Source organism: Bradyrhizobium sp. SHOUNA76, from assembly GCF_023006445.1.
Taxonomy (GTDB): domain Bacteria; phylum Pseudomonadota; class Alphaproteobacteria; order Rhizobiales; family Xanthobacteraceae; genus Bradyrhizobium.
Map to the genome: position 1 here is coordinate 1 of NZ_JALBHA010000136.1, position 12,964 is coordinate 12,964.

The window sequence follows — 12,964 nt, forward strand, 5'->3', positions numbered from 1 at the left end:
CCGGCTGCTCCGCGATGAAGCGGGCCGGCCGATCGACGATGCGGTCGTGCTCTGGTTTCCAGGGCCGGCGAGTGCGACCGGCGAGGACGTCGCTGAATTTCACGTCCATGGCGGCCGCGCGGTGCTGGCGGCGCTCCTCGCCTCAATTTCGGTTATTCAGCATACGCGGGCGGCCGAACCAGGTGAGTTCACGCGGCGTGCCTTCGAGAACGGCAAGCTCGATCTCACCGAGGCCGAGGGTCTTGACGATCTCATTCACGCCGACACCGACCGGCAGCGCCGCCAGGCGCTGCGGCAGCTGCAGGGCCTGCTCGGGGATCGCGCGCGCGACTGGCGCGAGCGGATCATCGAGGCGTCCGCGCTGATCGAGGCCGGCATCGATTTTTCCGATGAGGGCGACGTGCCGGCGGAGCTGATGGCGCCGGCGAAGAAAGCGATCAAAGCCCTTCATGACGAAATCGCAGAAGTGCTTGCGGCACAGGGGCATTCTGAACGACTGCGCGACGGTCTCGTGGTTGCCATCGCGGGAGAGCCGAACGTCGGCAAATCGACGCTGATGAATCAGCTCGCGCGTCGCGAGGTTGCGATCGTCTCGCCCCATGCCGGCACCACGCGCGACGTGATCGAGGTGCAGCTCGATCTCGACGGCTATCCCGTCACGGTGATCGACACCGCCGGCATTCGCGAGACCGACGATCCCGTCGAGCAGGAGGGCGTGCGCCGGGCGCGGGCGCGGGCCGAGGACGCCGACCTGGTGTTGTGGCTGGTGGAAGCCGAGCAGGCCGTTGATCCGGACGCGGTGCGGTCACTTCGGAAATCCGAAGACGGCGACCGGTCGGAGGGGTCGATCTGGATCGTCCGCAACAAGATCGATCTTGGCGGGGGTGGGGGCGTGAGGCCGAGCGGCGAGTTCGGGATCTCGGCGAGTCGCGGTGATGGCATCCCCGAGTTGGTGGATGCCCTGGTGAAATTCGCTTCGGAGTTTTTCAAAACCACGGAGGGCGCCGTGGTGACCAGGGCTCGCCAGCGCGACTTGTTGAACCGCGCATCTGACAGCTTGCGCCGGAGTCTGGGGCTCGTAGAAGAGGGCGAGGAGCTGGCGGCCGAGGAGCTGCGTGCTGCCGCTTATGCCCTGGGTCGGCTGTTGGGCCGGGTGGACGTCGAGGACGTCCTGGGAACCATTTTTCAGAAGTTCTGCATTGGAAAGTAGAGCTAGTTCTTCATTGTAGAATTAGACCTTGTTCCATTTTTTGTGTTTCACGTGAAACGCGAGTGGAACCGGCTTGTCAGGTTAAACTGGCTCAGCCCCCGAAGTGACGCCCTCGTAACCTGGGGGCGGAGAGAATGGTAATTCGCTGGTGCCGGACAAACGACTTGGCTCCATCCGAGCCGTCCACTTGTTTCACGTGAAACAGGCGTGCCCGATTGGTCTCGGTTCGAGACCATGGCGCCCAGTCGGCTCGAACGCACCACCTACCGAGACCTAAGGGCTCGGCCCTTGATTCCGTCATTGCGAGGAGCCCTTGCGACGAAGCAATCCTAGCTGTCTCCACGAAGAATCTCCGCATTGCTTTGCGACGCTCGCAACGGCCGGGCGAGACCGCCCGTCTCCGGCGCGGTTACGGGCCTGAGGGTCAATCTGGCAATCTCTTCAGGTGACTTCTGCCGACAAGCTGCATTTCGTTTCACGTGAAACAGCAGTCCTTTCAACACCCATTCTACTGTGCATGGGGTTGTTTTCGCGAATCGGTATTGGAGGCTCCGCGAGCCAACCCCGTTTCACGTGAAACACCCGCCTCGCCAGTTTCCACTTCCGGCTTTCCTGCCTCTGGGCTAGAAGTCCGCTCATGCGAACAGAGCGAGAGAGCTTCGACGTCATCGTGATTGGCGGCGGCCATGCCGGCTGTGAAGCCGCGGCCGCGTCTGCCCGGATGGGTGCGACCACCGCGCTGGTGACGCACCATTTCTCCACCGTCGGTGCGATGTCCTGCAATCCTGCTATCGGCGGTCTCGGCAAGGGGCATCTGGTTCGCGAGGTCGATGCGCTCGATGGTCTGATGGGACGTGTGGGCGATGCCGGCGGCATCCAGTTCCGCGTGCTCAATCGCCGCAAGGGACCCGCGGTCCGTGGTCCCCGAGCCCAGGCCGACCGAAAACTCTATGCCGCCGCGATGCAGGCCGCGATCCGGGAGACCGAAGGTCTTTCCGTTATCGAAGGCGAGGCCGACGAGCTGATCGTAGTCGAGGGCCGGGTCGTCGGTCTGCGTCTGGCCGATAGCCGGGAGCTTCGGGCAGGGGCGGTGGTTGTCACCACCGGCACGTTCCTACGCGGTCTCATTCATCTCGGCGAGAAGAATTGGCCCGCCGGCCGTGTCGGTGAGGCTCCTGCGATGGGTCTGTCCGCCTCCTTTGAGCGTGCCGGCTTCACCCTCGGGCGGCTCAAGACCGGCACCCCGCCGCGTCTGGACGGCACCACGATCGACTGGTCTGCGGTCGAGATGCAGCCCGGAGATGAGCCGCCGGAGCCATTCTCGGTCATGACCGAGCGGATCACGACGCCGCAGATCCAATGCGGCATCACCCGGACCACGTCCGCCACTCACGAGGTGATCCGGGCCAATGTTCATCGCTCGCCGATGTACTCTGGCCAGATCAAGAGCTCCGGACCGCGCTATTGTCCGTCGATCGAGGACAAGATCGTCCGCTTCGGTGATCGCGATGGACATCAGATCTTCCTGGAGCCGGAAGGGCTCGACGACAGCACGGTCTATCCCAACGGCATCTCGACTTCTCTGCCCGAGGAGGTCCAGCTCGCGATCCTCGCCAGCATTCCTGGCCTGGAGCGGGTCAAGATGGTCCGCCCGGGCTATGCCATCGAATACGACCACATCGATCCCCGGGAGCTTGATCCGACCCTGCAGACCAAGCGCCTGCGCGGTCTGTTCCTGGCCGGGCAGATCAACGGCACCACCGGATACGAAGAGGCCGCCGGGCAGGGCATCGTGGCCGGCCTGAACGCCGCGCTCTCCGCCAGCGGCGCCGCGCTGACGGTGTTCGATAGGGCCGACGGATATCTCGGCGTGATGATCGACGATCTCGTCACCCGCGGGATCAGCGAGCCCTATCGGATGTTCACGTCGCGGGCCGAATATCGGCTAACGCTGCGGGCCGACAATGCGGATCAGCGTCTGACCGAGAAGGGGATCGCGCTCGGTTGCGTCGGCAATGCCCGGACCCAGCATCATCGCGCCAAGATGGACGCGCTGAATGCGGCCAGAACGCTGTCGAAGTCGCTGACGATCACCCCGAACGAGGCGATCAAGCACGGCCTGTCCCTGAACCGGGATGGCCAGCGCCGGTCGGCCTTCGAGCTGATGGCCTATCCGGAGATCGGCTGGAGCCAGGTCCGTGCGATCTGGCCGGAGCTGTCCGCCATTGATCCCGTCATCGCCACCCACCTCGAGATCGACGCCAAATACGATGTCTATCTCGAGCGCCAGAGCGCCGACGTCGAGGCCTTCCGGCGCGACGAGGGGATGGTGCTGTCAGAGGTCGAGTACAGCCTCGTTCCCGGTCTCTCCAACGAGGTGCGAGCCAAGCTGGAGAAGGCGCGGCCGTTCACGGTCGGCCAGGCCGGCCGGATCGACGGCATGACGCCGGCTGCGCTCGGCATCCTCGCGGCCTATCTCCGGCGCGAGGCACGAAAGATCTCCAAAGCAATCGCATAGGCGTTTCACGTGAAACAGCGCGGACCAGGCGGCGACAGGCCGCTAACGCGGCGACCCGGAACAGGCGAGGGCGCAGGTCGATTTGAACCGGCGCCAGCCAAACCGAAGATCGACAAGGCCAGCGCCAACGATCAGGCGTTTGATTCGATCATCGCCGCCGACAAGCGCGAGGCCTTGAGGCTTGCGCCCGTTTCACATGAAACGGAAGCCCGGCTTGACCGCTACATTGGACTGCTCCGGGAGTGGCAGGCCAAGACCAATCTGGTCGCGCCCTCGACTCTGCCGCAGCTCTGGACCCGACACATTGCCGACTCGCTCCAGCTCGTCGATCTCGCGCCCGGTGCAAAACGTTGGGCCGACCTTGGCAGCGGCGGCGGTTTCCCCGGTGTCGTGCTGGCCTGCGCCATGGCCGGGACGCCGGGTGCGAGCGTCCATCTCGTCGAGCGGATCGCCAAGAAGGCGGCGTTCCTGCGCGAGGCGATTCGCGTCACCGCATCTCCGGGAGTCGTACATCTCGCTGAGATCGGGGATAATGTGGATAGAATCACCGGCCCCGTCGATTGCGTCACCGCGCGTGCGCTTGCTCCGCTACATCAACTCATCGGCTTTGCGGAGCCGCTGATGCGCCACGGCGCAAAGGCGCTGTTTCTCAAGGGTCAAGATGTAGAGGGTGAATTGACCGAAGCCGCTAAATATTGGAATATTGAGCCTCAGCTCCACCGGAGCCGCACGGGCGACGGCTGGATCGTGGAGCTCGATGCCGCCGAACGGCGCAGCTGAGGCGCTCAGGGGTTGAGTGGGGAAATTCGATGACCGTGATTGACGATCCGCAGCAAGAGCAGACCCAAGACCCTGTCCAAGAACCAGCCCAAGAACCGGCCCAAGCACCGATCAGCGAGGTCCCGCACGGCCATCCGCGCATCCTCGCGCTGGCGAATCAGAAGGGCGGTGTTGGAAAAACAACCACAGCGATCAACTTGGGAACGGCGCTCGCGGCGATTGGCGAACGCGTCCTGATCGTCGATCTCGATCCCCAGGGCAATGCCTCGACCGGCCTCGGCATCGACCGCCGCAGCCGCTCCTGCTCGACCTATGACGTGCTGATCGGTGAAGCCCCGCTGCGTGAGGCCGTGGTCTCAACCGCGGTGCCGCGGCTGCACATCGCGCCCTCGACCATGGACCTCTCCGGTCTCGAGCTTGAGCTCGGCACCACGCCGGGCCGCGCCTTCAAGCTGCGCGACGCCATCGGCGCGCTCAACAACAACGTCTCGCCGGATGCCGATTACACTTATGTGCTGATCGACTGCCCGCCTTCGCTGAACCTGCTCACGGTGAACGCGATGGCGGCGTCCGATGCGATCCTGGTGCCGCTGCAGTGCGAGTTCTTCGCGCTCGAAGGTCTGTCGCAATTGCTGCAGACGGTGGAGCAGGTCCGCTCGACGCTCAATCCGAACCTGTCGATCCACGGCATCGTGCTGACCATGTTCGACTCGCGCAACAACCTGTCGAACCAGGTCGTCGCCGACGTTCGGCAGTTCATGGGCGAGAAGGTCTACAAGACCATGATCCCGCGCAACGTGCGCATCTCGGAAGCACCGTCCTATGGCAAGCCGGTGCTGGTCTACGATCTCAAATGCGTTGGCAGCGAAGCGTATTTGCGGCTCGCCACCGAAGTGATCCAGCGCGAGCGCGAGCTGCGCGTCACGCATTGACGTGAGATCCGTAGGGCGGGTTAGCGCAGCGTAACCGGCCGACTCTTGCCGCGAACAAACCTGTGGCGGATTACGCTGCGCTAATCCGCCCTACGACCTACGAGTTTCGACAATTCAGTTCTGGAGTGCTGCACCGTGAATCCAAGGGAGCTGGCGATGGCCGATGAAGCGCGTTCGCGACTGGGCCGGGGTCTTGCAAGTCTGATCGGCGATGTCGGCGGCGAAGCCCAGCACGTCGATCGTCCGCGCGCGCAACGCAAGGTGCCGATCGAGTTCATCAAGGCCAATCCGCGCAATCCGCGCCGCACCTTTTCCGACGCCGAGCTGAAAGAGCTCAGCGAGTCCATCAAGCAGCATGGCGTGATCCAGCCGATCGTGGTGCGTCCGGTCAAGGGTGCACAGGACCGCTTCGAGATCATCGCCGGCGAGCGGCGCTGGCGCGCCTCGCAAATGGCCGGCCTGCACGAAGTGCCGATCGTGCCGGTCGACATCAGCGACAGCGACGCGCTGGAGTTCGCGATCGTCGAGAACGTGCAGCGCGAAGACCTCAACCCGATGGAAGAGGCGCAGGGCTACCACGCGCTCGCCAACGAGTTCAAACGCAGCCAGGACGATATCGCAAAGGTCGTCGGCAAGAGCCGCAGCCACGTCGCCAACATGATGCGGTTGACGAAGCTGCCGGCCGAAGTACAGGCCTTCATCGCCACCGGCGAGCTGACAGCCGGCCACGCCCGCGCACTGATCGGCGTGCCCGATCCGCTCGCCGCCGCCAAGCGTATCGTGGAGGAAGGCCTCAATGTCCGCCAGGCCGAGGCGCTCGCGCATGAAGAGGGCGTGCCGGAGCGCAAGCCGCAAAAGGCGCGCGCAACCGGGGCTAAGGAAAAGGACCCCGACACGATCGATCTGGAGAAGCGCGTCAGCGACGCGCTCGGCCTCAAGGTCACCGTCAATCACCGCGACCCCGGCGGTTCGGTCCAGATCAACTACCGCAACCTCGATCAGCTCGACGAGGTGATGAAGCGGCTGGCCAAGGGCGCGCTGTAGGCTTCGTCCTCGGTGTCGTCCTCGCGAACGGGGGATGACAGTGGGTGTGTGGAGCGCATCTGAGCGCACCGTTCTCCATTCTCGTGTCCCGGACGCCCTGCAACGCGAAGCGTTGCTGCGCTGAGCCGGGACCCAGAAGGCCAAGAACGAAATCGCAGAGGCATGGGCCCCGGCTCTGCAGCGCACCGCTAAGAAGCGCTGCGCTGCGTCCGGGGACGAGAAAGCCCGGGCCTATCCCCGCCGCTTCGCATTCGCGGCGATCGCCATCAGCGTGCGTTGGGCGATGGCGGCGGCGAGGGTGGATTGCTTCCGGGTGTCGAGTGCCGCGGTCGCGAGCTGCTCGATGATGGCGGCGAGCCGCGCCACGCTGAAATTGCGGAGCGCGGTTTCGACCGCGGGCTTTCGAGAAAAGTGCAGGCGCGGATAGCCGCTGTCGAGCACCGTGGAGGCCGGCGTGCCGTCGGCGATCGCCAGCGCCGATTTGTGCAGCCACGCGGCCTGGCGCTGCGCCGCCGAGATGATCACGCCGGGATAGGTGCCGGCGATCATGGCCTTGGCAAATTCGGTCTCGACGATGTCGGGCCGACCGGCGAAGGCGCCGTCGACGATCGGATCGAGCTTCAGCTCGGACGCATCGGCGACCACGGACATCACGTCGTCCAGCGTAATCTCGCCTTTGCCATGCGCATAGAGCGTGAGTTTGCGCAGCTCGTTGCGCGAGGCCTGGCGATCGCCGCCGAGGAACGACATCAGCGCTGCGCGGGCCTCCTGCGCGATGCGCAAATTGGCGATACGGAGCTCGTCTTCCATCAGCTTGGCGAGATCGCGCTCGGTGTCGGGATAGCAGCCGATCGCGACGGCGGCCTTGGCCTTCTCGCAGGCTTTGCGCAACGGCGATTCCGGGCGCAGCTCGCCGGCCTCGATCACGATGCGGCAATCCCTCACGCTCATCTCTGCGAGCGTGTCGACGCCGCTGGCAAAGCTGCGCGAGCCGGCTCGGATGCGGATCGCGCGGCGGCCGCCGAACAGCGGCACGGTCATGGCTTCGTCGACGAGGCGGGACGGCTCGGCGGAGAGCTCGTCGCCATCCAGCTTGACCAGTGAGAAGGGATCGTTGGGATCGTCGACGGCAGAGGCGATCAGCGCATCCGCGCGCTCGCGCACGAGGCCGGCGTCGGGGCCGTAGAGCAGGATGATCGGACGGCCCGCATCGGGGCGGGCAAGGAAGGCGTCGATCTCTTTTCCGCGCAGCGCGACCATCGGGTCCCATCGTCATTCCGGGGCGCGCAGCGCGCGAACCCGGAATCCGGAGATTATGGATCGAGATTCCGGGTTCGCCCTACGGGCGCCCCGGAATGACTGGAGTGATTTACGTGCCGGCGGTGAAGAACGAGGCGAGCCGGGTCGTGATGTTCTCGGCGATCTCGCTGGCGGCGCGATCCTCGGCATCGCGCACGGCGCGGGTGCGCGAGAAGCGTTGATAGGACCCCGGCATGTCGTAGGACACGCGTGAGAAGGTCGCGCCGGTCATGACAGACCTGCCGGTCGCGACCTCGATCAGATTGTACTGGGCGTCGACACCGAGATTTTCGCTGGTCGGCAGTCCCGTCGTGGCGCTGACGATCAGCGAGGAACGGCTGGTGGTGAAGCGGATGTCCAGCCGATGGGTCGGCGGCATGCCCGTCGCGCTGCCGTAAAGCTTGAAGGCCAGCGCGTTGCGGATTTCCACGCCGACGCGGGCCTCGCGGGAGGCATTGGGCTTGCTGATCGGGGGCAGCTCGATGCCCATCAGCTTCTCGCGCAGGCCGGGGGTGCCGTCGCTCCGCTCGGCATACATCGGCTGGAAGCAGCCGGCCGTCAGCGCGGCCAAGGCGGCGACCGCCAGCAAGCGGGCTGCGATGCGGATCCTAGCCGACAACATTTACGATCCTCTTGGGGACGATGATCACCTTGCGGACGGGCTTGCCGTCCAGGGCCAGCTTTACCGCATCGAGGGCCAAAACGGCAGCCTCGATTTCCGGATTCTGGGCCGCTGTTGCAACTGTGACCTCACCCCGCTTCTTCCCGTTGACCTGGACCACCAGGGTCACGCTGTCTTCAACCAGCAAATCGCGTTCGATTTGGGGCCAATTGGCCTCGGAAACCAGCCCGCTCTGGCCCAGAACCTGCCAGCACTCTTCGGCGAGGTGCGGCATCATCGGGGAGAACAGCTGGACCAGGATCTGGTCGGCTTCCCGGATCGCCCAAGCCAAGTCCGGAGCCAGGTTCGCGGCGGACTGGCCGGGGCGCTGCAAGATTTCCGAGAAGGTATTCGCGAACTCGCGGATATGGGCGAGGCAGACGTTGAAGTGCAGCCGCTCGATCCCGGTGGTGACCTTGTCCAGCGCACCATGGGCGGCCTTGCGCAAGGCGGTGGCGTCGGGGCCGAAGCTGGCCGGTCGGGCCGTCGGCGCGCCCTTGCCGAACTCGACGGAATCGTTCACCAGCCGCCACAGCCGCTGCACGAAGCGCGAGGCGCCCTGGACGCGCTCATCGCTCCAGATCACGTCGCGGTCGGGCGGGGAGTCCGACAGCATGAACCAGCGGGCGACGTCGGCGCCGTAGGTCTCGATGATGTCGTCGGGGTCGACCGTGTTCTTTTTCGACTTCGACATCTTCTCGATCGGGCCGATCTGGATGTCTTCGCCAGTCGTGAGCAGCGTGGCGCGGCGTTCGTTGCCGCCGACCTCGACCTTGACCTCGGCCGGCTGCACATAAGTGCCGTCGGCCTTCTGGTAGGTCTCGTGCACCACCATGCCCTGCGTGAACATGCCGGCGAACGGCTCGTCCAGTGCGATGTGCCCGGTCGCTTTCATCGCGCGGGTGAAGAAGCGGCTGTACAGCAGATGCAGGATCGCGTGCTCGACGCCGCCGATATACTGGTCGACCGGCAGCATCCGGTTGGCCACAGCGGGCGTCGTCGGCGCGTTCTCGTTCCAGGGATCGGTGAAGCGCGCAAAATACCAGGACGAATCCACGAAGGTGTCCATGGTATCGGTTTCGCGCTGCGCCTTGCCCCCGCATTTCGGGCAGGTGACGTGCTTCCACGTCGGATGATGATCCAACGCGTTGCCTGGCTTGTCGAAGCTCACATCCTCCGGCAGCACCACCGGCAGGTCGGCGTCCGGCACCGGGACCACGTCGCACTTCGGACAATGGATGACCGGAATCGGGCAGCCCCAATAGCGCTGGCGGGAAATGCCCCAGTCGCGCAGGCGGAAGTTCACCTGCCGCTCGCCGACCGGCGCGTTGCCGCGCAGTTCGTTTTCCAGGCGTTTTGCAACTTCGTCCTTGGCCTGCTCGATGGTCATGCCGTCGAGGAAGCGCGAATTGATCATGCGGCCGTCACCGTCATAGGCGGTGTCGGTGATCACGAATGTCTTCGGGTCCTGCCCTTCCGGGCAGACCACGGGCGTGTTGCCGAGATTGTACTTGTTGACGAAGTCGAGGTCGCGCTGGTCGTGGGCCGGACAGCCGAAGATCGCGCCGGTGCCGTATTCCATCAGCACGAAATTCGCGACATAGACCGGCAGCTTCCAATTCGGGTCGAACGGGTGCACCGCGCGGATGCCGGTGTCGAAACCCTGCTTCTCCGCGGTGTCGATGATCGACTGCGCGGTGCCGATCTTCTTGATGTCCGCGATGAATTCCGCGAGTTTCGGGTTCTTCGCGGCGGCTGCTTGAGCCAGTGGATGATCCGCCGAGATCGCCATGAACTTCGCGCCGAACAGCGTGTCCGGGCGCGTCGTGAAGATCTTCAGCTCACTCTCTCCGGCCGGCGTCGTCGCCGCATCCAGCGCAAAGCGGACCAGCAGGCCTTCCGAGCGGCCGATCCAGTTGCGCTGCATCAGCCGCACCTTGTCGGGCCAGCGATCGAGCCCATCAAGCGCCGACAGCAGCTCCTGAGAGTACTTCGTGATCTTGAAGACCCACTGGCTCATCTCGCGCTGCTCGACGATGGCACCGGAGCGCCAGCCGCGGCCGTCGATCACCTGCTCGTTGGCGAGCACGGTCATGTCGACCGGATCCCAGTTGAGCTTGCGCTTCTCGCGCTCGGCGAGGCCCGCGCTGAGCATGTCCAGGAACATCTTCTGCTGATGCTTGTAATAGCTGGGATCGCAGGTCGCGAATTCGCGCGACCAGTCCAGCGACAGCCCGATCGAGCGGAGCTGCTTCTTCATTGCGGCGATGTTGTCGTAGGTCCAGGCTTTCGGCGCGACCTTGCGCTCGATCGCAGCATTCTCGGCCGGCAGGCCGAAGGCGTCCCAGCCCATCGGGTGCAGCACGTTGAACCCCTTGGCGCGCATGAAGCGGGCCAGCACGTCGCCGAGCGTATAATTCCGGACATGGCCGATATGGATGCGCCCGGACGGGTAGGGGAACATCTCGAGCACATAATATTTCGGCCGCGAATCGTCGTTCTTGGAGACGAAGATCGCCTGCTGGTCCCAGAGGCGTTGCCAGCGCGGTTCGGCGTCGCGGGCGTTATAGCGTTCGGAGGTCATGGAATCGTTGGGGTTTTCGTGGGTTCGGCCGGCTCAAGACGGCGGACTAGGCCATAAAAGTCCGTAACGGGTCAATGGCTTGCCGCGATCTGGAACTATGCCCGCGCCTCCGCATAACTACGAGGCCCGTGTTGGGGCGCGATTAAGGGCTCGCTGCCAATTTGCGGCCTGACAGGACCGCATGACCACGATGGATTCGAGCTTCGACGATCCCGATTACGACTATGCGGCCTCCATCGCCGGACGAGCGATGCGCAGCATGGCTGAACAGCGGATTGCGCCGACCCCGGCTAATTTTGCTGTCTGGTTCCAGTATTTCGCCGGCAGCCATGACGATCTGCGCAATGCGATCGATCTGTTGATCGACCACAATCGTCCCTTCGACGCCCGAACCAATCAGGACCTGTTCGAGACCTACGTCGCACCCCAGGTCAGTGCCGCGGTGATCGACACGTCCGAGCGGCTGCAGGCTCTCATGGGGACGGCGAGGGAATTTCTGGCGACCGCGATCGCTGACAACCATTCGCAGATGCAGGTCATCAGCCAGGTGGCGGACCAGGGCAAGGCCGGTGTCGATCCCAAGGCGCTGGTCGCTCAGCTCATGAACGAGCTGGCGCGGGCCGCCACAAGGGCGACGCTTCTGGAAGAGGGTTTTGCGGAAAAGACCCGCGAACTCGACGTCATTCGCGATTCGCTATCGAGGTCCGAGGAGCGCGCCCGGACCGACACGCTGACGGGCCTCGCAAACCGGCGGGCGCTCGACGAATTCCTGCGCAAGGCGCAGGCGACCGCGGCATGGGGCGAGCCGCTCAGCGTGCTGATGCTCGACATCGATCACTTCAAGGTCTTCAACGACAATTTTGGCCACGGCGTCGGCGACCAGGTGCTGCGTCTGATGGCGAAGGTGCTGCGCGAAAAGGTTCGCGAGCAGGATCTGCCGGCCCGCTACGGCGGCGAGGAGTTGATCGCGGTGCTGCCGGATGCCGATCTTGCCACTTCCGCCGAGATCGCCGAGCGGATCAGGCGGGCGATCGCCGAATGCAGGATCACCCGTCGCTCGACCGGTGAGATTCTGCCCAATATCAGCGTGTCGATTGGCGTGGCGCAGTACCGGATGGGCGAAGCGATCACCGATCTCGTCGAGCGCTGCGACCGCGCACTCTATCTCGCCAAGGGCGGCGGTCGCAACCGCGTGGTGACGGAGATCGAGCTCGATCGCGCGAGAGCTGCCGGCTAGCCGTGGACCTCGGGGCATTGCCTCCCGCCGCAAGCGGAGCGAGGCGAGGGTGACGCTACTCGGCCGAGCTCAGCCCGCTGCCAGCATCATCTCGGCTGTGCCGGTCTCGATCACCTGCACGCCGTGCTCGACGACGTTGTTGCGGCCGCGGTGTTTTGCGGCGTAGAGCGCGGCGTCGGCGGCTTCGATCAAGTCGCCCGGGCGCAAGCTCTCATTGGGCTTCGTCGCGGCAACGCCGATCGAGACCGTGACGATCATATGAGCTGACGTGATGTGCGGCAGGCAGAGCTTCAGCACGGCCGCGCGCACCTGCTCGCCGATTTCGACGGCGCGCGTCACGTCGGTGTTCGGCAGCAACAGGCAGAATTCCTCGCCGCCGTAGCGCGCCGCGAAGCCCATGTTGTCTGCGGCAATGCCGGACAGGGATTCGCCGAGCCTGGTCAGGCAGGAATCGCCTTCGAGATGGCCATAGGTGTCGTTGAACAGCTTGAAATGGTCGACGTCGATCATCAGCAGCGCGAGGTCACTGCCATATTGCTGCGCGCGCATCCACTCGAAGTCGAGCCGGCTCTGGAAGCCGCGCCGGTTGGCGAGCCCCGAGAGCATGTCGATCGAGGCCATCACCGTCAGCCTGTCGTTGCTCGCGATCAGCTCGCGCTCGCGCTGGCTCAGCTGCGCGGCCATCGCGTTGAACGCGCG

Annotated in this window: 10 protein-coding genes; 6 read left to right on the forward strand and 4 right to left on the reverse strand. The window is 64.7% G+C overall.

Annotation, left to right across the window (positions count from 1 at the left end; genetic code table 11):
• The 5 genes from mnmE to MOV74_RS16655 form a co-directional block, all read left to right on the forward strand.
• Window positions 1–1,210 (forward strand): tRNA uridine-5-carboxymethylaminomethyl(34) synthesis GTPase MnmE (gene mnmE, locus MOV74_RS16635; protein WP_246924427.1); only part of this gene is annotated, 1,210 nt, incomplete at its 5' end.
• Window positions 1,211–1,847: 637 nt separating this feature from the next.
• Window positions 1,848–3,728: a tRNA uridine-5-carboxymethylaminomethyl(34) synthesis enzyme MnmG gene (gene mnmG, locus MOV74_RS16640; protein WP_246924430.1), complete on the forward strand. Its 1,881-nt coding sequence runs from the start codon at window positions 1,848–1,850 to the stop codon at window positions 3,726–3,728.
• Window positions 3,729–3,875: 147 nt separating this feature from the next.
• Entirely contained in the window at window positions 3,876–4,508 is a 633-nt protein-coding gene (rsmG, locus tag MOV74_RS16645) for a 16S rRNA (guanine(527)-N(7))-methyltransferase RsmG (protein WP_404979152.1), read from the forward strand.
• Window positions 4,509–4,537: 29 nt separating this feature from the next.
• Window positions 4,538–5,440 carry a ParA family protein gene (locus MOV74_RS16650; RefSeq protein ID WP_246924432.1) on the forward strand — a complete coding sequence of 301 codons (903 nt, stop codon included), beginning with the start codon at window positions 4,538–4,540 and terminating at the stop codon, window positions 5,438–5,440.
• A gap of 156 nt (window positions 5,441–5,596) precedes the next feature.
• On the forward strand, window positions 5,597–6,484 hold the full coding sequence (locus MOV74_RS16655) for a ParB/RepB/Spo0J family partition protein (RefSeq protein WP_246924434.1): 888 nt from the start codon (window positions 5,597–5,599) through the stop codon (window positions 6,482–6,484).
• Between the two features lie 231 nt (window positions 6,485–6,715).
• On the opposite strand, the gene holA is transcribed toward MOV74_RS16655, so the two are convergent.
• The 3 genes from holA to leuS all read right to left on the reverse strand — a co-directional run bounded on the left by holA (window position 6,716) and on the right by leuS (window position 11,028).
• Complete coding sequence (holA, locus tag MOV74_RS16660; RefSeq protein WP_246924436.1) at window positions 6,716–7,744, reverse strand: DNA polymerase III subunit delta; 1,029 nt, start codon at window positions 7,742–7,744, stop codon at window positions 6,716–6,718.
• Between the two features lie 109 nt (window positions 7,745–7,853).
• Entirely contained in the window at window positions 7,854–8,405 is a 552-nt protein-coding gene (lptE, locus tag MOV74_RS16665) for an LPS assembly lipoprotein LptE (protein WP_246924439.1), read from the reverse strand.
• Window positions 8,392–11,028: a leucine--tRNA ligase gene (gene leuS, locus MOV74_RS16670; protein WP_246924442.1), complete on the reverse strand. Its 2,637-nt coding sequence runs from the start codon at window positions 11,026–11,028 to the stop codon at window positions 8,392–8,394. The genes lptE and leuS overlap by 14 nt, the downstream gene beginning before the upstream one ends.
• Window positions 11,029–11,218: 190 nt before the next feature.
• On the opposite strand from leuS, the gene MOV74_RS16675 reads away from it, so the two are divergent.
• On the forward strand, window positions 11,219–12,265 hold the full coding sequence (locus tag MOV74_RS16675) for a GGDEF domain-containing protein (protein WP_246924451.1): 1,047 nt from the start codon (window positions 11,219–11,221) through the stop codon (window positions 12,263–12,265).
• 69 nt (window positions 12,266–12,334) lie between these two features.
• On the opposite strand, the gene MOV74_RS16680 is transcribed toward MOV74_RS16675, so the two are convergent.
• Window positions 12,335–12,964, reverse strand: a 630-nt coding sequence (locus MOV74_RS16680; protein ID WP_246924445.1) for a diguanylate cyclase, incomplete at its 5' end; no start/stop codon positions are given.